Source organism: Pseudomonas sp. LBUM1657, assembly GCF_059716075.1.
In genome coordinates this window covers 6,271,334-6,292,876 of record NZ_CP166799.1, presented here as the reverse complement: position 1 = coordinate 6,292,876, position 21,543 = coordinate 6,271,334, and the positions used below count along the sequence as shown (strand labels likewise).

Here is a 21,543-nt window from a genome sequence, read left to right as displayed (position 1 = left end):
CCTTATTGGTAGACGTCGTGCTTGTGTGCTTTGGAGGCAGGCTGCTTTTGCGACGACTTGGCTTGCTCGGCAGGATCCTGGTTCTCGTCAGGCAGGTACAGCGGGCCTTTTTGACCACAGGCCGACACAAGGCAGGCAACCGCGATGACCGCAGCAAGGGAAGAGATCAGGCGCTTCATGGCGAAATCCTTGAAAATACGTTAATTGCGCCGGAGTATACCGGCCACCCGACAGCTTGCCTATGTAACGAGGCTCCCGTCCGGCGGGGCTTGGCCCGATGCCGATAGTTATGGCAATCCATTGTGGGAGCGGGCTTGCTCGCGAAAGCGGTCAGCCAGCACCATCAGTGTTGAATGTCAGTTCGCACTCGCGAGCAAGCGCGCTCCCACACTGGTTGTGGCGCTATCAGATTTTTCGTACCGCATTTCGCGGTTGATCGTTATCCTTTGCAATCACCGGGGCTCGCCCGTATCTTGCGGCGCTTGAGCGTGATCAGACACTTTTTGAGGTTGCCGTAATGAGTTTGACCGAAGCCCGTTTCCACGACCTGGTCGATGCTACCCAGCAGTCACTGGAAGACATTTTCGACGAGAGTGGCCTGGACATCGACCTGGAGAGCTCGGCCGGTGTCCTCACCGTCAAGTTCGAAAGCGGCAGCCAGTTGATCTTCAGCCGTCAGGAACCGCTGCGTCAGCTGTGGCTGGCGGCGGTGTCCGGCGGCTTCCACTTCGACTACGACGAAGAGAGCGAGCGCTGGATGTGCGACAAGAGCGAAGAGCAGTTGGGCGAAATGCTTGAGCGCATCGTCAAGCAGCAGGCCGACGTCGAACTCGATTTCGAAGGCCTGTGAAACTGTGACCCAGCCTGCGCCCGTTCGTCCGCCAAAGCCGCTTTACAGCAATGTCAGCCCGGCGGTGCCTTCGCCGTGCAGCGGCGTGTGCCGGCTGGATGAGCAGAAGGTCTGCCTCGGTTGTTTTCGCCATGTCGAAGACATCCGCGAATGGCGCTCGGCCGATGATGATCGCCGGCGAGTGATTTGCACCCAGGCCCTCCAGCGCAAATCCTGCGCCTGACGCACAACCTGTGGGAGCGGGCTTGCTCGCGAATGCGGTATGACAGTCAACGTTGATATCGACTGATAGACCGCCTTCGCGAGCAAGCCCGCTCCCACAAAATCTCTATCTGAGCCACTTCACAATTTCCCCCTATCGGGTCCCTTGCCCCCCGACTTGTATATTTATTGAGCTGTGATAGTGTCCGGGTACGCCTCAACCCATCGAGGCTCGTGAAAACCCCGCCTTTTTCTGGCGGGGTTTTGCTTTTTTCGTGCAGAAGAAAGGAGTCTGCCTGGATCATGACCGTACCTTCCATCACCCTTACCCGTCTGGACGTACAACGTCTGGAGCGCCTGATCGACAGCCTGGATGACACGCTGCCGGGCGTTATCGCGCTGCAAACCGAACTGGATCGCGCTGATACTCTGGTTAGTCACGAAGATGTGCCAGCCGATGTCGTGACCATGAATTCCCGCGTGCATTGCCGCGAAGAAATCAGCGGCAAGGACTATCACCTGACGCTGGTTTACCCATCGGATGCCAACGCTGACGAAGGCAAAATTTCCATTCTGGCGCCAGTAGGCAGCGCACTGCTCGGCCTTAAGGTTGGCCAGCACATCGATTGGCCGGCTCCGGGTGGCAAGACCCTGAAGCTGACCCTGCTTGAAGTCGAATCACAGCCAGCCAATGGCGGCGACTGCCCGGTCTGAAAAACCTCTTCAGACCTGCTCGAGCGCCTCGTTCAATGCGCGCTCCAGGTCGGCCTTGTAACGCAGATACAGATTGCTTGAACTCTGGCCATCACCGAGCAGGCCCGACAGGTCCAGGTCGGTGATGTAGCAGCGGTAGCGTTCGGTTTCACGGCGTTGCTCGACGATTTCCCGGGCGACCACGCTGAACAGTTGTTCGCCATGTTCCAGCTCTGAAAACTCCCGCTGATTGCAATACAACGTGACCTGCACCTGGCCCGGTGCGGCTTTGCCGACGATCGCCTGCACGTCGTAAAACGGTTTGTTGACCGGGGTTTGCGGCGCCGGACGGGCTTCGACCCGACGCGCTCGCGCAGGGCCCGATGGCAATAGCTGGTAATACAAAGTTTCCAGGCTCAGTGGCTGGCCGGCATCCATCGGCAGCAAGGCGTCGCGCCGGTACTGGATCGATTGCAGGAACCGCTGCAACGGCACCAACAGGCTTTGCTCGTCGTGCCAGGGCAGGCGCTGCTGCCACAGGGCATTGAATTCATCCAATACGTACAGGTCGGCCTGGTCTTCGTTGATCCGGTAGAACACCTGAATGCAATCGGGCAGGCCCATGGGAAGGAGCAGCGCCAGGTCCTGGTCTTCCAGTGCCATCGGGTCAAGGTGCAGCGGGCTGTAGCTCGCCAGTTCTTCACCCAGATAATCGAACAGCGACGCCAGCGTCTCGAGGGCAACATGATTAACCTGACCGGGCACCAGCTCCAGCACGTGGTAATGCTGCTGGACCTGAATCAGGTAGCGGTAATTGAGTTTGCTCAGCAGCAGGTTCTGCGCGGTGTCGAGGATCTCTTCGACCCGCTGGGCGATGAACTGCGCGCGGTTGTGACAGAAGCAACGCACCCGCAATTTTGGCTGTTGTAGCCCGCTCGGCAGGTTGTTGAGGTAATCGCGCAGGCAGTCGAGCAGGGCGTGCGGGCCATCGAAGCGATTGACCAGCACTTCATTCCAGCTATTGAGCGTGACCTGGTCCAGGGTCAGCACCAAATTCTCCCTGACGCCGGCGTAGCTCAGGGAATCGGTGCGTTCGGTGGTCATCAGGATGTTCAAGTCCCGATGGTGCTTGAGCGGATCGACGCCAACGTTCACCAAAATCAGCACCTCGCTCGGTACGCTTGCACGCAGGAGCGGTTCTTCGGCGACGGTCGGCAGGGGCAGGGCGATGCTCTGTTGCAGGCTGCCGAGCAGGTTGAACAGTTCGAACTCGCTCAGGTCGCTGTTGCCCGGATGCAAGGCCAGGCGGGTGCTGCTGTCGATCACGCCATTGCGATGGCACCAGGTCAGCAGTTCCAGCAATTGGCGGCTGCGCTTGATCGACGCGAAATGTTCCCACTCGAGGGCCGTCAGGCTGCCGTTGTACAAACCCCATTGGGTTTGCCCCGGTTCTTTCTTGTTCGGTGCCTGCACCAGGGTCAGGGTGTCTTCCGCCAGATCCGGAGCGATGCCCGGGTTGATGAACTCGACCTTGTTCGCCTTGCGCTCGAAGGCGGCGTAGAGCCGTCGGCCCAGCACGTTGAGGTCGCGTTTGTTGATCAGGCTAACGGTCTGTTCGTTGCGGGCGAATTGGGTCAGAAAGCGATAGCTGTAATTCAGTTCGTTGACCAAGGCCCGGCGTTCGGAGCTGACCTGACGGACTTTCCACTGGCTGCGGCTGTCGAGCAACGCCAACTGACGCGGGTCCCAATGCCATTCGTGGGCCAGGCGTTCGAGCAACGAACGCTGCCAGCTCTGGGTGCGGCTGCTGCCGGTGAGCTTGCGGTTGACCTTCAGGTACAGCGCGCGACGCACCAGTTCCAGGCGTTCCGGCTCGCCCCGGGTGGTGAGGTATTCCTCGATACGCCGATAGACCGCGACGTAAGGGTCCAGCTCATCGAGGTCGAGCTGATTGGCGAACACTGCTTGTTTGAAGCGCAGGCTCAGGCAATGGACCCTGGGGTGTTCGCTGGCATAGACCTCGATCAGCAGCAGCTTGAGCACCGACTTGTACGGCGACTCGATGCCCTTGAACAGTTGCCAGAGCCCGGCGCCGATGAATTCGCCGGGGGGAATAAACGCCATGTGCCCCAGGTCCAGGGTTTCGTCCGCTCGAATGAAGCGTTTGGACATCAGTGTGTGGGTGTAACGGTCGTAGCTCGCCTCTTCATAGACCGGCACCAGCCACCAGATGGGCGTGCGCCCGGCCAGCCAGATAGCGGTGCGATAGAACTCGTCCAGCAACAGATAGTGCTGAGTGGTGCCGCAATCTTCCGAGCTCAACTGCGTATCGCGTTCACCGCGCACGAAACGGCTCGGGTCGATCAGGAAGAAATGCGCCTCGGCGCCCTGACTGGCGGCCCAGGCTTCAAGCAGCAGGCATTTCTTGCGCAGTTCAATGAGCTCGCTTTCGCTTAGCTCCGATCCATGACAGACCCATACATCCATGTCGCTCTGATCGGCTTGAGCCAGGGTGCCGAGGCTGCCCATCAGGAACAGGCCGTGAATGGGGCGCGGCGGGTTGTTGCGGTGGCGTGGCTTATAGGAGAACGAGCGGGTCAGGCGCTGGGCTTCGGCGAGGGCGTTGGCGTCGGGCTCGTAATTCGACAGCCCGGCCGGCGTGCTGCCCGAAACGTAACCCGGCAACAGCGGATGATTAACGTGGAAAAACAGCGGTAGCAGGGTCAACACAGCTTGCTGGCGGGTCGACAGCCCTTCCATGGCGCGCGCCATGCGGCCTTCATTGAGTTTCAGAAAGCGTGCGCGCAGTTGGCCGAGAACCTTGCGGTCGATTCCTTCGTCCAGATCGGGGCGGATTTCATGGGTGCGGGTCATGTCAGCTCAAACCGGCTCGCGGGGCTCGGACGTGGGAGGTCTCAGGATGAGGGGCAGTTTAGCGCCTCGGCCCCGGGACTTTTTAGCTGATTTTGTTTTTCTGGCGTCAGATTTCTATCGCGGGGCGACAGCGGGTCGCAGAGTGTGCCCGCGGAAATCCCGTAGCAGGGGTTTCCGTGGGCGATGCGGTAATTCTCAGGCTGTTTCCTCGACGTTCAGAATGGTCAGAACAGTTTGCACATTTTGTGCGGCGTCACGACCCAGGCTGGTCAGATAACCGCCATCAGGCTGGTCGATCAGTTCTTTTTCGTACAGGCGTTGAGCGGCAGCAATGGCTTTCGGGGCAGCGGTCTGATGAATTTTCAAACCTTCCTGGGAACTGTCCAGGTTGAAGAGTGCGAGGATTTCCAGTTCGGCAACCAACTCAGGGGTAAGCGACATAAGGACTCCAGACTTTCTAGGAATTGGACGACAGCGCCCCTAAGGTGATCCCACTCGGGCAGCATGTCCAGTGCTCGCGACAGGGTTTTTTACCTTGGGGGGCATTCCCCGGTGAGTGGTGCGGCAGCGGGGTGGATTCCAGTGTAGTCCGGGCCTGGGGAGAGGCCGGATTGAATGGTGACAATCTGTGTGGGAGCGGCGAAAGCGATGTTTCAGATGCCATTAACGTTGAGTGTGCGGGCCTCTTCGCGAGCAAGCCCGCTCCCACAGGTTGCGCGCTTTACTTCTTTTCCGGCGGCAACTCTGGCAATGCGCGCAGCGCGGCTTCGTACCATTCGGTGTTGAACGCGCGGTCTTCTTCGAGGATTGCGTCGATTTCTACCGCCAAAACATGGGCCATCAGGTTGAGGATCTCTTCGCGCTCGTAACCCACCAGGGTCAGCTTGTTGAAGGTTGCCTTGGCGGCTGGCGGGTTGTCGCTTTCGATCTGATTTTCGATGGCTTCGACCAGGGTGTTTTCGGCGAACTCTTCTTCGTCGATGTCGTCGTTGTTGGTGCCGGGGGTTGGCTCGCTCATGGCAGGCTCCTCAAGGAAAGGCGGCCAGTTTACCTGCATTCACCGCTGTGATGCTGCTGGCGAGAAGCGCCGGGGCGTTCTATAACTGGCGCTGCCAACCCCCTGCACGGCCTGGAGGCTTTGTGATGCTCAAGCTTTATGGATTTTCCGTCAGCAACTACTACAACATGGTCAAGCTGGCGTTGCTGGAGAAAGGACTGCCATTTGAAGAAGTACCTTTTTACGCCGGCCAAAGCCCCGAAGCGCTGGCCATCAGCCCGCGCGGAAAGGTCCCGGTACTGGGCGTCGAGCAGGGCTTCATCAACGAAACCAGCGTGATACTCGAGTACATCGAACAGAGCCAGAAAGACACGCCGCTGCTGCCGAGCGATCCGTTCGAACGGGCGCAGGTCTTGGCGCTGGCCAAGGAAATCGAGCTGTACATCGAGTTGCCAGGGCGCGCCTGTTATGCCGAAGCATTTTTCGGGATGACAGTGCCGGACACGATCAAGGAAAAGACTAAAGCCGAGTTGTTGCTGGGGTTTGCTTCGCTGGGCAGGCACGGCAAGTTCGCCCCTTATGTGGCAGGTGACAGTCTGAGCATTGCGGATTTGTACTTCCTCTACAGCGTGCCGCTGGCCTGTGCAGTGGCGAAAAAGCTGTTTGACCTGGATTTGCTGGCGGAAATGCCGGCGGCCAAGGCGTTGCTTGAGCGTCTGGAGCAGAATCCGAACGTGCGGCGGATCGCAGCGGACAGGGAGGAAGCCATGCCGGCGTTCATGGCGATGGTCGCGTCCAAAAAATAAATGAATCGACGGGTGTGGCCATCGAGTGTCAGGAGATTCGCAATCTTTTGTCCCATTTGGCCCACACCCTTGTCGGGCATTGCCTTCAGACGTTTTCGTCGCATCCGGCAATAACCCGAAGCTTCCAGGTTCCTGGCCAATGCTTACCTTGAGCACCGAATCGTCTTTCGATCAGGTAATTGCACGGTCAAGGAGACCCGGTAATGCTCAAGCTTTATGGTTTTGCGGCCAGTAACTATTTCAATATGGTCAAATTGGCACTCCTGGAAAAAGGCGTGCCTTTTGAAACCGTTCCCTTTCACGGTTGCCAGAATCCGGACATCCTCGCCGTCAGCCCTCGCGGGAAGATTCCGGTGCTGGAGACCGAACAAGGCTTTTTAAGCGAAACGGACGCCATCCTCGATTACATCGAAGAAACCCAGGACGGAATCGCGTTACTACCGGCGGACCCGTATGCACGGGCAGGCGTTCGGGCGTTGGCCAAGGAGATCGAGTTGTATATCGAGCTTCCGGCGCGCGTCTGTTACGTCGAAGTGTTTTTTGCTGGCCGGCCGACGCCTGAGGCGCTAAAGGCCAAGTCCGAGCGGGATTTGATCAAGGGATTTACCGCATTGAAGCACCGGGCACAGTTTGCGCCGTATGTAGCAGGTGAGCGGTTTACGCTGGCCGATCTGTACTTTCTATACAGTGTCGATTTGGCCGTGGACGTCGGAAGACGCTTGTTCAATCGCGATTTTCTGTCAGACATGCCGGGAGCCCAAGCGCTGCTGGAGCGGCTGGCCGACAATTCGAACGTACAAAAAGTAGCCGCTGACAGGCAGGCCGAAGCGCCGGCCTTTCTGGAGCGGGTGCGGGCGGTAGGTTTCTAAAATCGTAGAAAGTGTTGAGCTCGATGGCCGCGACCATCGAGCTCAGGCATTGCACCTTTATCAGCGGCTGGCGAGTAGCGCCTGGCCGCGAACCACAGCCTTCTTGACCTGCGCCGGCGCAGTGCCGCCGATATGGTCACGGGCATTCACCGAACCTTCCAGGGTCAGCACGGCGAACACGTCCTGATCGATCTGGTCGCTGAACTTGCGCAGTTCTTCGAGGCTCATTTCCGCCAGGTCCTTGCCGCTTTCCACGCCGTACTTCACGGCATGGCCAACGATTTCGTGGCAGTCACGGAACGGCAGGCCGCGACGAACCAGGTAGTCGGCCAGGTCGGTGGCCGTGGAGAAACCACGCAGGGCCGCTTCGCGCATCATCGCGTGCTTGGGTTTGATCGCCGGGATCATGTCGGCGAAGGCTCGCAGCGAGTCGCGCAAGGTGTCGGCGGCGTCGAACAGCGGTTCCTTGTCTTCCTGGTTGTCCTTGTTGTAGGCCAATGGCTGGCCTTTCATCAGGGTCAGCAAGCCCATCAGCGCACCAAATACGCGGCCGGTCTTGCCGCGAACCAGTTCCGGAACGTCCGGGTTTTTCTTTTGCGGCATGATCGAGCTGCCGGTGCAGAAACGGTCCGGCAGATCGATGAACTGGAACTGCGCGCTGGTCCACAGCACCAGCTCTTCGGAGAAGCGCGACAAGTGCATCATCGCGATACTCGCGGCCGAGCAGAATTCAATGGCGAAGTCGCGATCGGAAACGTTGTCCAGCGAGTTGCCGCCCACTGCGTCGAAGCCCAGCAGTTGCGCGGTGTATTCGCGGTCGATCGGGTACGTGGTGCCGGCCAGCGCGGCGCTGCCCAGCGGCATGCGGTTGGTGCGCTTGCGGCAGTCGACCAGACGCTCGTAGTCGCGGCTGAGCATTTCGAACCAGGCCAGCATGTGGTGCCCGAAGGTCACCGGCTGCGCGGTTTGCAGGTGAGTGAAGCCTGGCATGATGCTGCCGGCTTCGCGTTCGGCCTGCTCCAGCAAGCCTTTTTGCAGGCGGGTGATTTCGCCGAGGATCAGGTCGATCTCATCACGCAGCCACAGACGGATATCAGTGGCAACCTGGTCATTACGGCTGCGGCCGGTGTGCAGCTTTTTACCGGTCACGCCGATGCGGTCGGTCAGACGCGCCTCGATGTTCATGTGCACGTCTTCGAGGTCGATGCGCCAGTCGAACTGGCCGGCCTCGATTTCACCCTGGATGGTCTTCAGGCCATCGGTGATGCTGTCGCGCTCGGCATCCGTCAGCACGCCGACCTTGGCCAGCATGGTGGCGTGGGCGATCGAGCCCATGATGTCGTGGCGATACAGGCGCTGGTCGAAAGTGACGGAGGCGGTGAAGCGGGCGACGAAGGCGTCGACGGGTTCACTGAAGCGGCCGCCCCAGGACTGATTGGTCTTGTCAGTGCTCATGAATTCGCTCGTATCGGCTGAAGAAAAATGGCGTTGAAAGCTGTCGCGGATAATAACAGGGTTGCCAATCCTGTCGCTGACACTGGTCGATACGTTTTTTTCTCATGGCGCGGCCCATGCTCCGGGCAAGACAGGGAAGCGTTGCGCAACGATATTTTTCAATTGAGCAATATCGTGCCGGCAACCGTCTACAGTTGGACAGTAGGTCAGCGCACTTCTTGACGCTGCAGCTGACTATAAGAAGAGGGGTGTTCGTATTGAGTATCAGCAAACCCTACGGCGATGCCTCGCCAACGCGGGCGTGGGCCGCCAATCGCCCGGCAGATGAAAATTTAGCCGTCGGTCGCGCGGCACTTTTTGGCCCTCGCGCTAGTCTTAGCGTGGATCGCGGTGACGGACGTCACTTCACCTGTCTACGCTATCCTTGTGCGAGACTCACGCAGGAATCCAGCGCAATATGAATGTCCTGATCGTTGATGACGAACCCCTCACCCGCGAGCGCCTGAGCCGAATGGTCGGCGAACTCGAGGGATACAGTGTCCTGGAGCCCAGCGCCACGAACGGCGAAGAGGCGTTGGCACTGATCGACAGCCATAAGCCGGATATCGTATTGCTCGATATCCGTATGCCGGGCCTCGATGGCCTGCAAGTGGCTGCACGGTTGTGCGAACGCGAAACCCCGCCCGCCGTAGTGTTTTGCGCAGGACCCGATGAATTTGCCGTGGAAGCCTTACAGGCCAGCGCCGTAGGCTATCTGGTGAAACCTGTGCGAACTGAACAATTACATGAAGCGTTGAAAAAAGCCGAGCGACCCAATCGCGTCCAACTCGCCGCCCTGACCCGACCAGCCGCCGAAAGTGGCAGCGGCCCACGCAGTCACATCAGCGCCCGAACCCGAAAAGGTATCGAACTGATCCCGTTGGGTCAGGTGGTCTACTTCATTGCGGATCACAAATACGTGACCTTGCGCCACGAAGGCGGTGAAGTGCTGCTGGATGAGCCGCTCAAGGCCCTCGAAGATGAGTTTGGCGACCGTTTCGTACGCATCCACCGCAACGCTCTGGTCGCACGCGAACGCATCGAGCGCTTGCAGCGCACGCCTCTTGGGCATTTCCAGCTGTTCCTCAAAGGCCTGAACGGCGATGCCCTGATCGTCAGTCGGCGCCATGTGGCGGGCGTGCGCAAAATGATGCAGCAGCTTTAATTCGCTGTTCACAGGCGAATTTCACACCCGATTGCCGGACATCCGGGGCCAGGGAGGCCAAGCAATACCTGATACAAGTCAAAGTGGATTTGGCTGAGCTGTTATTATCCGCCGTATCTATTCAGTACGGATTGATCCATGTCCTCTCGCGAAATCCGCATCGCCACCCGCAAAAGTGCTCTCGCCCTGTGGCAGGCCGAATACGTCAAAGCCCGTCTGGAGGAGGCGCATCCGGGTCTGCTCGTGACGTTGGTCCCCATGGTCAGTCGTGGCGACAAACTGCTTGATTCGCCACTGTCGAAAATCGGCGGCAAGGGCCTGTTCGTCAAGGAACTGGAAACAGCGCTTCTGGAAAACGAAGCCGACATCGCCGTGCACTCCATGAAAGACGTGCCGATGGACTTCCCTGAAGGGCTCGGTCTGTTCTGCATCTGTGAGCGTGAAGACCCGCGCGATGCGTTTGTCTCCAATACCTACGCCAGCCTGGATGAGTTGCCAAAAGGCAGCATCGTCGGCACCTCCAGCCTGCGCCGTCAGGCTCAGTTGCTGACCCGCCGCCCGGATCTGGAAATCCGCTTCCTGCGCGGCAACGTCAACACTCGGTTGGCCAAGCTCGATGCCGGCGAGTACGACGCCATCATCCTCGCCGCTGCCGGTCTGATTCGTCTCGGTTTTGAAGATCGCATTACTTCGGCCATCAGCGTCGACGATAGTTTGCCGGCCGGTGGCCAAGGTGCGGTCGGTATCGAATGCCGTAGCGTCGACAGCGAGATTCACGCGCTGCTGGCACCACTCCACCATCTGGACACCGCCACCCGCGTCACCGCCGAACGTGCCCTCAACAAACATTTGAATGGCGGCTGCCAAGTGCCGATCGCCTGCTACGCCGTGCTTGAAGGCGAGCAGATCTGGCTGCGTGGCCTGGTGGGTGATCCGAGCGGCGGCCTGCTGCTCAGCGCTCAAGCCCGGGCGCCGCGCAGCGATGCCGAAGCGTTGGGCGTGCAGGTGGCCGAAGACCTGCTGAGCCAGGGTGCCGACGACATTCTCAAAGCAGTCTACGGCGAGGCAGGTCACGAGTGACAGGCTGGCGCCTGCTGCTGACGCGTCCGGCGGATGAGTCGGCGGCGTTGGGCAGTCTTTTGGCCGAAGCGGGGATTTTCAGCAGCAGCTTGCCGCTTTTGGAGATAGCACCGATGCCCGCCTCTGACACAATGCGCGAGGTGATTCAGCGTCTGGATCGTTTCTGTGCGGTGATCGTGGTCAGTAAACCGGCCGCCCGGATTGGCATTGATCTGGTCCGCCAGTATTGGCCGCAACCACCGCCTCTGAAGTGGTTTAGCGTGGGCGCAGCGACTGCACAGATCCTCGACGATCACGGGCTCGACGTGAGCTTCCCGGCGCAGGGCGATGACAGCGAAGCCTTGCTTGAACTGGCGTCGTTGCGCGAGGCGATTGCACGACCCGATCCACGGGTGCTGATCCTGCGCGGGGAGGGCGGGCGCGAGCTGCTGGCTGAGCGTTTGCGCGAACTTGGTGCTAGGGTCGAGTATCTGGAGTTGTACCGTCGCGACCTGCCGCAGTACACCCCGAAGCAGCTACCTGACCGGATCGAAGCGGAACGCTTGAACGGGCTGGTGGTCAGCAGTGGACAGGGTTTTGAGCACCTGCATCAATTGGCCGGCGATGCCTGGCCACGATTGGCGCGGTTGCCGTTGTTTGTTCCAAGCCCCAGGGTCGCCGAGCTGGCACGTGCCGCCGGGGCCCAAACAGTTGTGGATTGTCGTGGCGCCAGTGCCGCGGCTTTGCTGACGGCGTTACGGGAGCACCCCGTGCCCGTTCTCTAATGCAAAGGATGGATACGTGAGCGAAACAGCCTTGCCTAAAGATGATGTCCAGCCAGTGCTTGATGCGCCGGTTGAAACTCCTCCACCCGCTGCCGTGCAGCGCCGAGGCAATGGGCTGGCAATCGTCGCGCTGCTGCTGGGCGCTGCCGGTGTTGCGGTGGGCGGTTGGGGAGTCTGGCAGGTGCGTCACCTGCAAGCCAATACCCAGCAGCAACTGAGTCAGGTGCAGGCGTTGAACGATCAGGCGCAAAGCCTGAAGCTCAATGAACAGCGCCTGACTGCCCGCCTGGAACAAATGCCCGCCGCTGACGAGCTTGAAGCGCGCAGTCGTCTGGTGGCTCAGCTGCAAGGTGATCAGCAACGCTTGAATCAACGCCTGGAAACCGTCCTCGGCGCCAGCCGCAAGGACTGGCGTCTGGCTGAAGCCGAGCACTTGCTGCGTCTGGCCAGTCTGCGTCTTTCGGCGTTGCAGGACATCAGCAGCGCCCAGGCTTTGGTGCAGGGTGCCGATGAAATTCTCCGTGAACAGAACGATCCCGGTTCCTTTGCCGCGCGCGAGCAAGTGGCCAAAACCCTGGTGGCGTTGCGCAGCACCGAGCAGCCGGATCGCACCGGGCTGTTCCTGCGGCTGGGCGCGCTGCGCGATCAGGTGGTCAGCCTCACCGAGCTGGCGCCTGAGTACAAGGACCGTGGCGAATCCCTGCTGGGCCTGACCGCCGATGGCGACGGCGCCAGTCGCTGGGCGCAATGGTGGGATCAGATTTCGCGCTACATCCGTATCGACTTCAACGCTGACAAGAATGTTCGTCCGTTGTTGGCAGGGCAGAGCCTGAGCCAGGTGCGTTTGGCCCTGAGCCTTGCGCTGGAACAGGCGCAGTGGGCCGCGCTCAATGGCCAGGCAGCGGTTTACACCCAGGCGCTGGCCGAGGCGCGGGACGTGCTCAAGGGCAACTTCAACCCGGACAACCCGCAAAGCAAAGTGATGCTTGAGCAGGTGGGCGAGTTGAGCAAGCAGCCGGTTACCGTGGTCACGCCGGATCTGACGGGCACGTTGAGTGCGGTTCAAGGGTATCTGGAGCGGCGTAATGTCAACGCCGAGGACTCGGTCAAACCCATGGCCAAACCCGCCGCGAGCACCGCGCAGGAGGCCACGCCATGAAGCGCCTCTACGTGATCGTGTTTCTGGTGATCGCCGCTGCGGCTGCGTTGGGGCTGGCGATTGCCGAACACTCCGGGTACGTGTTGATCGCTTACAAGACCTTCCGTTACGAGTCGAGCCTGTGGGCGACACTGGCGCTGGTTGCCGTGCTGTGGCTGGTGTTCTGGGGTATCAAGGCATTGATCGAACTGGTGACGACCTCCAGTGGTGTGGTCAATCCCTGGTCGCGGCGCAATCGCAGTCGCCGGGTGCAAGTGGCGATCGAGCATGGTCAGCTGGACCTGGCCGAGGGGCGCTGGGCCAGTGCTCAGCGTCATCTGCATCGGGCCGCCGAAGCCGAGCGTCAGCCGCTGCTTTATTACCTCGGTGCCGCCCGCGCCGCGAACGAACAAGGTCATTACGAAGAAAGCGACAACTTGCTGGAGCGCGCACTTGAGCGCCAGCCCCAGGCCGAGTTGGCGATTGCCCTCAGTCACGCACAGTTGCAGACCGACCGCGGCGATACCGAAGGCGCCTTGGTGACTCTGCAAGCCATGCATGAGCGTCATCCGCATAACGTCCAGACGCTTCGCCAGTTGCAGCGTTTGCATCAACAGCGCGGCGACTGGTCGGCAGTGATTCGATTGCTGCCGGAGCTGCGTAAGGACAAGGTCCTGCCACCTGCCGAACTGGCTGAGCTGGAGCGCCGGGCCTGGGGTGAAAACCTGTCCCTGGCAGCGCATCAGGAAGAAGACGGGACGGTCGGTTTGCAATCACTCAATCGCGCCTGGCAGCAGCTGACGTCGGCACAGCGTCAGGAGCCGCAACTGGTGCTGGCCTATGCCGAGCAACTGCGGCAACTGGGCGCCCAGGTCGAGGCCGAAGAGATTCTGCGAACGGCGCTCAAACGTCAGTACGACAGCCATCTGGCGCGCCTGTACGGATTGGTTCGCGGCAGTGATCCGGCGCGACAGCTGCACACCGCCGAAGGCTGGCTCAAGGATCATCCGGCCGATCCGAGCCTGCTGCTGACCTTGGGGCGTTTGTGTTTGCAGAGCAGTCTTTGGGGCAAGGCCCGGGACTATCTGGAAAGCAGCCTGCGCGTTCAGCGCAATCCCGAAGCCTGCGCGGAACTGGCGCGGTTGCTGGCGCAACTGGGCGACACCGAGCGCAGTAATCAGCTGTTCCAGGAAGGTCTGGGCTTGCTGGACGAACGCTTGCTGGCGGCACCACTGCCGGTACCCGTTCACGCCTGACTCTGCACACGTGTAGCAGCGGGCGATGCCTGCGCTCGGCTGCTACAAAAACGTGGTTTTCAAGGACCGCCCAAAGACGTGAAATGCGCTGAGTTTTTACCTTTGTAGTCCGTCATCGGCAGAATCCTACAGAGGACTACACCCAATCCTCTCGATTCTGTCGGGAATTCCCTACACCACTGCTGAAGTGTCCCTGCCGCCCTGCCTTGAAAGGCTGGCGCGCTTTCCTCTACCGTAACCGTCTGTCTCTACTGTTACGGAAAAGCCATGTCTTTGGCCTGTTCACGCTCCTTGTTTTTTATGGCCTTCATTGCAGGCGCCCTGGCCTTGGGCGTGTCCTATTACCTGGAATATGCGGTGGGTCTCAAACCTTGTGGGTTATGTCTGTTGCAACGGTTTTCCCTGGCGTTGTTCACGGGTGTCTGTCTGATGGCTTCGGTGCATGGTCCCCGCCAGTTCGGCTCATGCCTGTATTGGTTACTTGGCCTGCTCTGCACCCTGGCCGGTACGGTCATGGCGTGGCGCCAGGTGCTGTTGCAGAGCGATCCGGCGCAACAATTGTCAACCTGTTCGCCGGATCTGACGGATGTGTTCGCAAACACACCCTGGGAGTGCATTGTGCAGCGGATGTACGCAGGCACCGGCGAATGTGCGCAGATTTCATGGACGCTGTTCGACATGAGCCTCCCGGAATGGAGCCTGCTTTTCTTCGTCGCGATGATGATCGTGGGTATTTATCAGTTGCTGCGCGTTGTCTGGATCGCCTCTCAGCGACCGCTCAGCGGCGAGTCGTCGCACCGAGCCCTTGCGGGTGATTAAACACTTGTATGAACTTTGTCGTCTGCGTACCTTGATGGCAGTGTCGTGCGGGCATAATCTGGCCCGCACGTGTCATTGGAATTATGTTGCTCGATGACGCTCTGCCTGGCCGATGCGACAGGTGTAGGGCAGCATGACCCACAAGGGAAGAGAGACCGCCATGCTCGAAAGTTGTCAGAATGCTCAGGAACGTTGGGGTGGAGTTCATCTGCTGATCGATCGCTGGTTGCAGGAGCGTCACGAACTGGTTCGGGCCTATGATGCTCTCGGCGCCAAGCCTGAGACTCTGGGTGAAAACCGCAAGCCGTTACAGGAATTCTGCGGAGTGCTGGTCGACTACGTGTCTGCCGGGCACTTCGAGATATACGAACAGCTGACCGGCGAAGCCAAGGCGTTTGGAGACACTCGCGGGCTGGAGTTGGCCGAGACGATCTATCCGCGCATCGACGTCATCACCGAAAAGCTGCTCGCGTTCAACGACCTGTGTGATGCAGGCAAATGCGTCGCAGAGAAGTTCAAGGAACTGGGTGGTCTGTTGCATGAACGCTTCGAACTGGAAGACTGCCTGATCGAAGTGCTGCACACCGCTCACAAGGAAGAGGATTCGGTTCAGGCCTGAGCCTTCTCTCCCTGCAGGACCTCCTTCCAGCAGGAAGCAAAAAACGGTGCGCCATGCGCGCCGTTTTCGTTTCCGTTGTTCAGCTTGTAGCGCCGCGCAATTCGACTTCGAATACCAGCGGCGTGAACGGCTCGATCAAGTCGCCGGCACCGTCGGCACCATAGGCCTGGGCCGATGGAATCACCAATCGCCATTTCGCCCCGACCGGCATATTTTGCAGCGCACTGCGCCAGCCACTGATCACGCTGTCGAGACTGAACCACTGCGGCTGGCTGTTCTGATCGAACACCGTGCCGTCGGGCAGGCGACCGATGTACAGCACTTGCACCTTGCCATTCGGTCCGGCCTTTGCGCCGTTGCCTGGCGTCAACTCGGTCAGCAATACACCATCTGCCAGTTCACGAACGCCAGGCCTGGCTTTCTCCTCGGTGAGAAAGCGTTGCTCTTTTTCCAGGGCGATTTCGCTTTGCGGCGCCGCCGATTGCACGGCAACCCGGGCTTCGTGTTCCGTGAGAATCCGTTCGATCTGCTCGTCTTTCAGCGCCAGCGGTTTGCCCTGATAGGCTTGCTGCAACCCTTCGACCAGCGCCTTGAGTTGCAGATCGGGAACCTCCTGGCGCAAGCGTTCGCCGAGGCTGGCACCCAAGCTGTAAGCAAGATCGTGAGCGTCATTTTCGTTGGTTTTTTCGGCGGCCTGGGCCACGGAAAAAAACACGCATAGCGATAAAAAAAGGTAGCGCGACATGGGCACTCTCCGACCTGAGATGCGCAGGATTATGCCAGTGTAAATGCGCTCGACAGTGAACTTGTTTTGCGCCAGCGCAGAACATTTTCAATCCGTTGCAACGCAGCGCTTTGGATACTGTCAACATGCCCTAGCGGCGGTAGCAGCAGAGGTCTAGTATGAGCCGCACCCACGTCAGCCAGGAGGTAAACCATGTCGGCCACCAAGAAGCCTGTAAATACCCCGTTGCACTTACTCCAACAACTCTCGGGCAGCCTGCTTGAGCATTTGGAAACCGCTTGTTCCCAAGCCTTGGCTGATGCTGAAAAACTGCTCGCCAAACTGGAAAAGCAGCGCGGAAAAGCGCAGGAAAAATTGCACAAATCCCGTACCAAATTGCAGGACGCTGCGGCAGCCGGCAAGGCCAAGGCGCAGTCCAAGGCGAAGGGTGCGGTGAAAGAGCTTGAGGACTTGCTGGATGCCCTCAAGGATCGTCAATCCGAAACGCGCAGCTACATTCTGCAACTCAAGCGCGATGCTCAAGAAAGCCTGAAACTGGCCCAGGGCGTCGGTCGTGTACAAGAGGCTGTCAGCAAGGCGTTGTCCCTGCGTTCGGCCAAGCCTGCCGCGGCTCCTGTGAAGAAAGCCGCTGCCAAACCGGTTGCTGCAAAAGCACCGGCCAGGGCTGCAGCCAAGCCTGCCGCGAAAGCACCGGCGAAAGCCGCCGCCAAGCCAGCAGCAAAACCTGCGGCGAAAAAACCAGTCGCAGCCAGCGCAGCAAAACCGGCTGCTAAAAAGACGGCTGCGAAGCCTGCCGCCGCCAAACCAGGCGCTGCAAAAACAGCGGCTGCCAAACCAGCCGTGGCGAAAACTGCCGCTGCAAAACCGGCAGTAAAATCAGCTGCCAAACCGGCCGCTAAACCTGCTGCAAAACCAGCAGCCAAAACCGCCGCAGCGAAACCGGCCGCCAAGCCAGCCGCCAAACCTGTTGCAGCTAAAGCCGCTGCAAAACCAGCTGCAAAACCCGCGGCAAAACCAGCTGCAAAAGCGGCACCGAAACCAGCGGCTAAACCGGCTGCAAAACCAGCAGCCGCAAAACCGGCTGCAGCCAAACCCGCTGCAAAACCAGCAGCCAAACCCGCAGTGAAAAAACCGGTTGCCGCCAAGCCGGCCACCGCGCCAGTCGCCAAGCCAGCCACCCCGGCTCCAGCTGCGACTTCTGCTCCGGCAGCAACCACCTCGACAGCCACGTCAGCGCCAACGCCAGCCGCTGCTTCGAGCGTAGCAACCACCCCAACCAGCGCTTCCTAAGTGCCGGTTGCCGCGACGCGCAGCTGATGCAGCGCGTCGCGGTCCAGGTGGGCGGCGCCTGCCGCCACACCTTCCAGCCAGGCCGATAAATCGGTCGCCTCATCTTGCGGCCAACTTAACGCCAATCGCTCCAGCCGCAACAACAGATGTCGCTCGGCTTCCAGTTCCAGTTTCTTAACTGCTTCGCGCAACGCATTGAGCTCGGCATCTTCAGATGCGACGGCTTTCCATTGCGTGCGAAGTGTTCGTAGCGGACGTACAACATCTGCATCCCAGGGTTCGGCTACGTTGCGAAGCTGCTGCAAGCGCTGCTCGTTGCAGGTGACTCCCCGCTGCGCCAGCCACAATCCACACAGCACCAGGCATACATTTACCCCTGTCGACTGCAATTGCAGGCACGCGTGTTCAACACCGGGGCGGGCGTAAGTGCCAAGGGAAAAGCTCCACAGGTCAGAGGACATAGTGCTACTCGCGCCAGTTGCGAGCGAAGCTGGTAGACTCCGCCGCCATTATGATTCGACTTCAGAACCTGACTTTACAGCGTGGCCCGCAACGTCTGCTAGAAGACGCCGAGCTGACCCTGCACGCCGGCCACAAAGCCGGCCTCATCGGTGCCAACGGCGCCGGCAAATCGAGCCTGTTCGCCTTGCTTCTGGGTGACCTGCACCCGGACTCGGGTGATTGCTTCTTGCCGGCTGACTGGCGCATCGCCCATATGCGCCAAGAGATCGACACCCTCGATCGCATCGCGGTCGACTACGTGCTCGATGGCGACCTGCGTCTGCGCGAGGTGCAACGTGACCTCGCCGCAGCCGAAGCGGCCCATGACGGTGCTGCTCAGGCCCGCCTGCACGCAGAACTCGACAGCGCCGACGGTTATACCGCCGACGCCAGGGCGCGCAAGCTGCTGGCGGGTCTTGGGTTCACCAATGATCAGATGGATCGTCAGGTCGGAGATTTCTCTGGTGGCTGGCGGATGCGTCTGAACCTGGCGCAGGCTTTGATGTGCCCCTCGGACCTGCTGCTGCTCGACGAACCGACCAACCACTTGGACCTCGACGCCATCATCTGGCTCGAAGAATGGCTCAAAAGCTATCCCGGTACCTTGATGTTGATTTCCCACGACAGGGACTTCCTTGATGCCGTGGTCGATCACGTGGCTCACGTCGATCAACGCAAGATCACCCTGTATCGCGGCGGCTACAGCGCTTTCGAGCGCGCCCGTGCTGAACGCCTGGCCCAGCAACAGCAGGCCTACGAGAAGCAGCAGGCGCAACGTGCGCACATGGAAAGCTACATCGCCCGCTTCAAGGCCCAAGCCACCAAAGCCCGTCAGGCCCAGAGCCGGATCAAGGCGCTGGAGCGGATGGAAGAGCTGTCGGCCGCTCACGTTGATTCGCCGTTCGACTTCGTTTTCCGCGAGTCGCACAAGATCTCCAGCCCGTTGATTGATATCTCCGACGCTCGCCTGGGTTACGGCGAGCGTGCGGTGCTGGAGAAGGTCAAGCTGCAACTGACCCCTGGCGCGCGCATCGGTTTGCTCGGCCCTAACGGCGCCGGCAAATCGACCCTGATCAAAAACCTCGCCGGTGAACTCGAGCCGTTGTCCGGCCGACTGACCCGTGGCGAGAACACCGTCGTTGGTTATTTTGCCCAGCATCAGCTGGATTCACTGGATTCCAAGGCCAGCCCGTTGCTGCACATGCAGCGCCTGGCGCCGACCGAGCGCGAACAGACGCTGCGCGACTTCCTCGGCGGTTTCGACTTCCGTGGCGCGCGTATCGACGAGCCGGTGCTGAATTTCTCCGGTGGTGAGAAGGCTCGTCTGGCGCTGGCATTGATCGCCTGGGGCCGGCCGAACCTGTTGCTGCTCGACGAACCAACCAACCACCTGGATCTGGAAATGCGCCTGGCGCTGACCATGGCGCTGCAAGAGTTCACGGGTGCGGTGCTGGTGGTCTCCCACGATCGTCATTTGCTCAAAAGCACCACCGACAATTTCTATCTGGTGGCGGACGGCAAGGTCGAGGAATTCGACGGCGACCTGGAAGACTACACCCGTTGGCTGGTGGACTACCGTCAGCGCAACGCCCCGGTCAGCAACACGCCAGTCAATCCGGACAAGACTGACAAGAAAGCCCAGCGCCAGGCCGCCGCTGCGTTGCGTCAGCAACTGGCACCGCACAAGCGCGAGGCTGACAAGCTCGAAGCCGAGCTGGGCAAGCTGCACGAGAAGCTGGCGAAGATCGATACCAGCCTTGGCGACAGCGACATTTACGAACCGGCACGCAAGAACGAATTGCGTGATCTGCTGGCCGAACAAGCCAAGCTGAAGGTACGTGAAGCCGAGCTGGAAGAGGCCTGGATGGAAGCCCTGGAATTGCTCGAAAGCATGCAGGCGGAGCTGGAGGCGCTGTCCTGATGGAAGCCTTCAAGCTACCGCTGTCGGCGATGTGGATCGGGCCGCTCTGGCTCTTCGTGCAAATCCTGCTGATTTTGTTGGCCGGTTACATCGCCCAGCGCTTGGTTGCCAAGTGCCTGACCCGCCTGGGTGAGCGCTATCCGTTTCCGCCGCAATTGCTGATGCCGCTGCGCGGTGGTCTGCGCTGGCTGATCATGGGTAGCGCGCTGATCTTCGTGCTGGAACGCCTCGGGGTTTCGGCCACAGTGCTCTGGACCGCGCTGTCGGGTTTTGTCGCGGTGGCCGCGGTGGCGTTCTTCGCCATGTGGAGCGTGCTCTCCAATTTGCTCTGCGCGATCCTGATTTTCACCGTCGGCCCGTTTCGGATCGGCGATGTGGTCGAATTGGTGGATACCACCGACAAGCCCGGCGTCAAAGGCCGGGTGGTGGCGATCAATCTGCTTTACACCACGCTGATCGAAGCCGAAGAGCTCGGTACCGGCAGCGCCATGGTGCAGGTGCCCAACAGCCTGTTTTTCCAGCGCTCGGTTCGACGCTGGCGCGGCAGCGATGTGTTCCCTTCAAACGGTTTTCAAAAGTAGGCGTTGACCTCCAGTATTGAGGTTGCCCGATATACCGTTTTCGCAAGCAAGCCCGCTCCCACACTGGATGTTCTGCGAACACAAACCATGTGAGCGCCAGAATTTCAGATTGGTAGCGGGCTTGCTCGCGAAGGGCTCACTGCCGTAATCGCTGGTCGGCGAACAAAAAATTTGATGGTCATCAGCCCAAAGCCGCATTAGCTTAGACATCTGTCAGGAGTCTGAGTCGAGGTGTGCGATGGAGCTTCAAACATGGCTGGCGTTTTTCGCCGCCTGCTGGGTGATCAGCCTTTCACCCGGTGCCGGCGCCATTGCGTCGATGTCCAGCGGTTTGCAATATGGTTTCTGGCGCGGTTACTGGAATGCCTTGGGCCTGCAACTAGGGCTGGCGGTGCAGATTGCGATTGTCGGTGCCGGTGTTGGCGCCATTCTCACTGCTTCGGCCACGGCCTTCTATGCGATTAAATGGTTCGGCGTCGCGTATCTGGTTTACCTCGCGATCAAGCAATGGCGAGCGCTGCCCAGTGGCATGAGCGACGACGCGGCCGTGCGCCAGATTGGCAAGCCGATGGCCCTGGTGTTCCGTGGTTTCCTGGTAAACATCAGCAACCCCAAAGCCCTGGTGTTCATGCTGGCGGTGTTGCCGCAGTTCATTGATCCGCATGCGCCGCTGTTGCTTCAGTATTTGATCATTGGCGTGACCATGGTCTGCGTCGATCTGATTGTCATGGCCGGTTACACCGGATTGGCGTCCAAGGTGCTGCGCCTGTTGCGTACACCCAAGCAGCAGAAACGCATGAACCGCACGTTTGCCGGCCTGTTCATTGGTGCGGCGGCGTTCATGGCAACGCTGCGCAAAGCAGCGGTGTAAAACCGTCAG

23 protein-coding genes and 1 pseudogene are annotated in these 21,543 nt (G+C 59.9%); 17 read left to right on the top strand and 7 right to left on the bottom strand.

Going from position 1 to position 21,543, the window contains the following annotated elements:
• Positions 1-2 precede the first annotated feature (2 nt).
• Positions 3-179, bottom strand: coding sequence for an LPS translocon maturation chaperone LptM (gene lptM, locus ACA055_RS29115; protein ID WP_497681667.1), 177 nt, complete (start codon positions 177-179; stop codon positions 3-5).
• A 338-nt stretch (positions 180-517) separates the two neighbouring features.
• Between lptM and cyaY the strand changes: the two genes are divergently transcribed.
• The 3 genes from cyaY (at position 518) to rnk (ending at position 1,765) form a co-directional block, all read left to right on the top strand.
• Complete coding sequence (gene cyaY, locus ACA055_RS29110; protein WP_497681666.1) at positions 518-850, top strand: iron donor protein CyaY; 333 nt, start codon at positions 518-520, stop codon at positions 848-850.
• 4 nt (positions 851-854) lie between these two features.
• Positions 855-1,073 (top strand): DUF1289 domain-containing protein, encoded by a 219-nt coding sequence (locus tag ACA055_RS29105; protein WP_497681665.1) that lies wholly within the window; start codon positions 855-857, stop codon positions 1,071-1,073.
• Positions 1,074-1,354: 281 nt separating this feature from the next.
• Positions 1,355-1,765: a nucleoside diphosphate kinase regulator gene (gene rnk, locus ACA055_RS29100; RefSeq protein ID WP_497681664.1), complete on the top strand. Its 411-nt coding sequence runs from the start codon at positions 1,355-1,357 to the stop codon at positions 1,763-1,765.
• Positions 1,766-1,774: 9 nt separating this feature from the next.
• On the opposite strand, the gene ACA055_RS29095 is transcribed toward rnk, so the two are convergent.
• From ACA055_RS29095 to ACA055_RS29085, 3 genes are all read right to left on the bottom strand, one after another.
• Entirely contained in the window at positions 1,775-4,618 is a 2,844-nt protein-coding gene (locus ACA055_RS29095) for a class I adenylate cyclase (protein ID WP_497681663.1), read from the bottom strand.
• Between the two features lie 195 nt (positions 4,619-4,813).
• A complete protein-coding gene (locus tag ACA055_RS29090; protein WP_497681662.1) occupies positions 4,814-5,059 on the bottom strand; it encodes a TIGR02647 family protein in 246 nt (81 codons plus the stop codon).
• A gap of 280 nt (positions 5,060-5,339) precedes the next feature.
• A complete protein-coding gene (locus tag ACA055_RS29085; protein WP_347804154.1) occupies positions 5,340-5,636 on the bottom strand; it encodes a hypothetical protein in 297 nt (98 codons plus the stop codon).
• A gap of 125 nt (positions 5,637-5,761) precedes the next feature.
• On the opposite strand from ACA055_RS29085, the gene ACA055_RS29080 reads away from it, so the two are divergent.
• Positions 5,762-6,421: a glutathione S-transferase family protein gene (locus ACA055_RS29080; RefSeq protein WP_497681661.1), complete on the top strand. Its 660-nt coding sequence runs from the start codon at positions 5,762-5,764 to the stop codon at positions 6,419-6,421.
• 203 nt (positions 6,422-6,624) lie between these two features.
• On the top strand, positions 6,625-7,290 hold the full coding sequence (locus tag ACA055_RS29075) for a glutathione S-transferase family protein (protein WP_497681660.1): 666 nt from the start codon (positions 6,625-6,627) through the stop codon (positions 7,288-7,290).
• Positions 7,291-7,350: 60 nt separating this feature from the next.
• On the opposite strand, the gene argH is transcribed toward ACA055_RS29075, so the two are convergent.
• Positions 7,351-8,745, bottom strand: coding sequence for an argininosuccinate lyase (gene argH, locus ACA055_RS29070; protein ID WP_497681659.1), 1,395 nt, complete (start codon positions 8,743-8,745; stop codon positions 7,351-7,353).
• Positions 8,746-9,089: 344 nt separating this feature from the next.
• On the opposite strand from argH, the pseudogene ACA055_RS29065 reads away from it, so the two are divergent.
• The 8 genes and pseudogenes from ACA055_RS29065 to rsd all read left to right on the top strand — a co-directional run.
• Positions 9,090-9,206 (top strand): annotated as a pseudogene (locus ACA055_RS29065) (sensor histidine kinase); the annotation flags it as partial.
• Positions 9,203-9,949, top strand: coding sequence for a LytR/AlgR family response regulator transcription factor (locus ACA055_RS29060; RefSeq protein ID WP_497681658.1), 747 nt, complete (start codon positions 9,203-9,205; stop codon positions 9,947-9,949). The pseudogene ACA055_RS29065 and the gene ACA055_RS29060, both read left to right, overlap by 4 nt.
• A 138-nt stretch (positions 9,950-10,087) precedes the next feature.
• Entirely contained in the window at positions 10,088-11,029 is a 942-nt protein-coding gene (gene hemC, locus ACA055_RS29055) for a hydroxymethylbilane synthase (RefSeq protein WP_497681657.1), read from the top strand.
• On the top strand, positions 11,026-11,793 hold the full coding sequence (locus tag ACA055_RS29050) for a uroporphyrinogen-III synthase (RefSeq protein ID WP_497681656.1): 768 nt from the start codon (positions 11,026-11,028) through the stop codon (positions 11,791-11,793). Before hemC ends, ACA055_RS29050 begins: the two co-directional genes overlap by 4 nt.
• 16 nt (positions 11,794-11,809) lie before the next feature.
• Positions 11,810-12,952 carry a uroporphyrinogen-III C-methyltransferase gene (locus tag ACA055_RS29045; RefSeq protein WP_497681655.1) on the top strand — a complete coding sequence of 381 codons (1,143 nt, stop codon included), beginning with the start codon at positions 11,810-11,812 and terminating at the stop codon, positions 12,950-12,952.
• Positions 12,949-14,187 carry a heme biosynthesis protein HemY gene (locus tag ACA055_RS29040; protein WP_497681654.1) on the top strand — a complete coding sequence of 413 codons (1,239 nt, stop codon included), beginning with the start codon at positions 12,949-12,951 and terminating at the stop codon, positions 14,185-14,187. Before ACA055_RS29045 ends, ACA055_RS29040 begins: the two co-directional genes overlap by 4 nt.
• Before the next feature lie 267 nt (positions 14,188-14,454).
• The gene (locus ACA055_RS29035) at positions 14,455-15,006 is read left to right on the top strand and encodes a disulfide bond formation protein B (RefSeq protein ID WP_497681653.1); all 552 of its coding nucleotides are present in this window, start codon (positions 14,455-14,457) and stop codon (positions 15,004-15,006) included.
• Between the two features lie 160 nt (positions 15,007-15,166).
• Positions 15,167-15,625 carry a sigma D regulator gene (rsd, locus tag ACA055_RS29030; protein ID WP_454188170.1) on the top strand — a complete coding sequence of 153 codons (459 nt, stop codon included), beginning with the start codon at positions 15,167-15,169 and terminating at the stop codon, positions 15,623-15,625.
• Between the two features lie 79 nt (positions 15,626-15,704).
• Here rsd and ACA055_RS29025 read toward each other — a convergent pair whose 3' ends face one another.
• Entirely contained in the window at positions 15,705-16,370 is a 666-nt protein-coding gene (locus tag ACA055_RS29025) for an FKBP-type peptidyl-prolyl cis-trans isomerase (protein ID WP_497681652.1), read from the bottom strand.
• Positions 16,371-16,562: 192 nt separating this feature from the next.
• Between ACA055_RS29025 and ACA055_RS29020 the strand changes: the two genes are divergently transcribed.
• Positions 16,563-17,660 (top strand): AlgP family protein, encoded by a 1,098-nt coding sequence (locus ACA055_RS29020; protein WP_497681651.1) that lies wholly within the window; start codon positions 16,563-16,565, stop codon positions 17,658-17,660.
• Here ACA055_RS29020 and ACA055_RS29015 read toward each other — a convergent pair.
• On the bottom strand, positions 17,657-18,121 hold the full coding sequence (locus tag ACA055_RS29015; protein ID WP_497681650.1) for a TIGR02444 family protein: 465 nt from the start codon (positions 18,119-18,121) through the stop codon (positions 17,657-17,659). The genes ACA055_RS29020 and ACA055_RS29015 overlap by 4 nt on opposite strands.
• 50 nt (positions 18,122-18,171) lie before the next feature.
• Between ACA055_RS29015 and ACA055_RS29010 the strand changes: the two genes are divergently transcribed.
• From ACA055_RS29010 to rhtB, 3 genes are all read left to right on the top strand, one after another.
• The gene (locus tag ACA055_RS29010) at positions 18,172-20,082 is read left to right on the top strand and encodes an ATP-binding cassette domain-containing protein (protein ID WP_497681649.1); all 1,911 of its coding nucleotides are present in this window, start codon (positions 18,172-18,174) and stop codon (positions 20,080-20,082) included.
• Positions 20,082-20,663, top strand: a complete 582-nt coding sequence (locus tag ACA055_RS29005; protein WP_497681648.1) for a mechanosensitive ion channel domain-containing protein — start codon at positions 20,082-20,084, stop codon at positions 20,661-20,663. The genes ACA055_RS29010 and ACA055_RS29005 overlap by 1 nt, the downstream gene beginning before the upstream one ends.
• 238 nt (positions 20,664-20,901) lie before the next feature.
• Complete coding sequence (gene rhtB, locus ACA055_RS29000) at positions 20,902-21,534, top strand: homoserine/homoserine lactone efflux protein (protein ID WP_497681647.1); 633 nt, start codon at positions 20,902-20,904, stop codon at positions 21,532-21,534.
• The last annotated feature ends 9 nt before the right edge of the window (positions 21,535-21,543 follow it).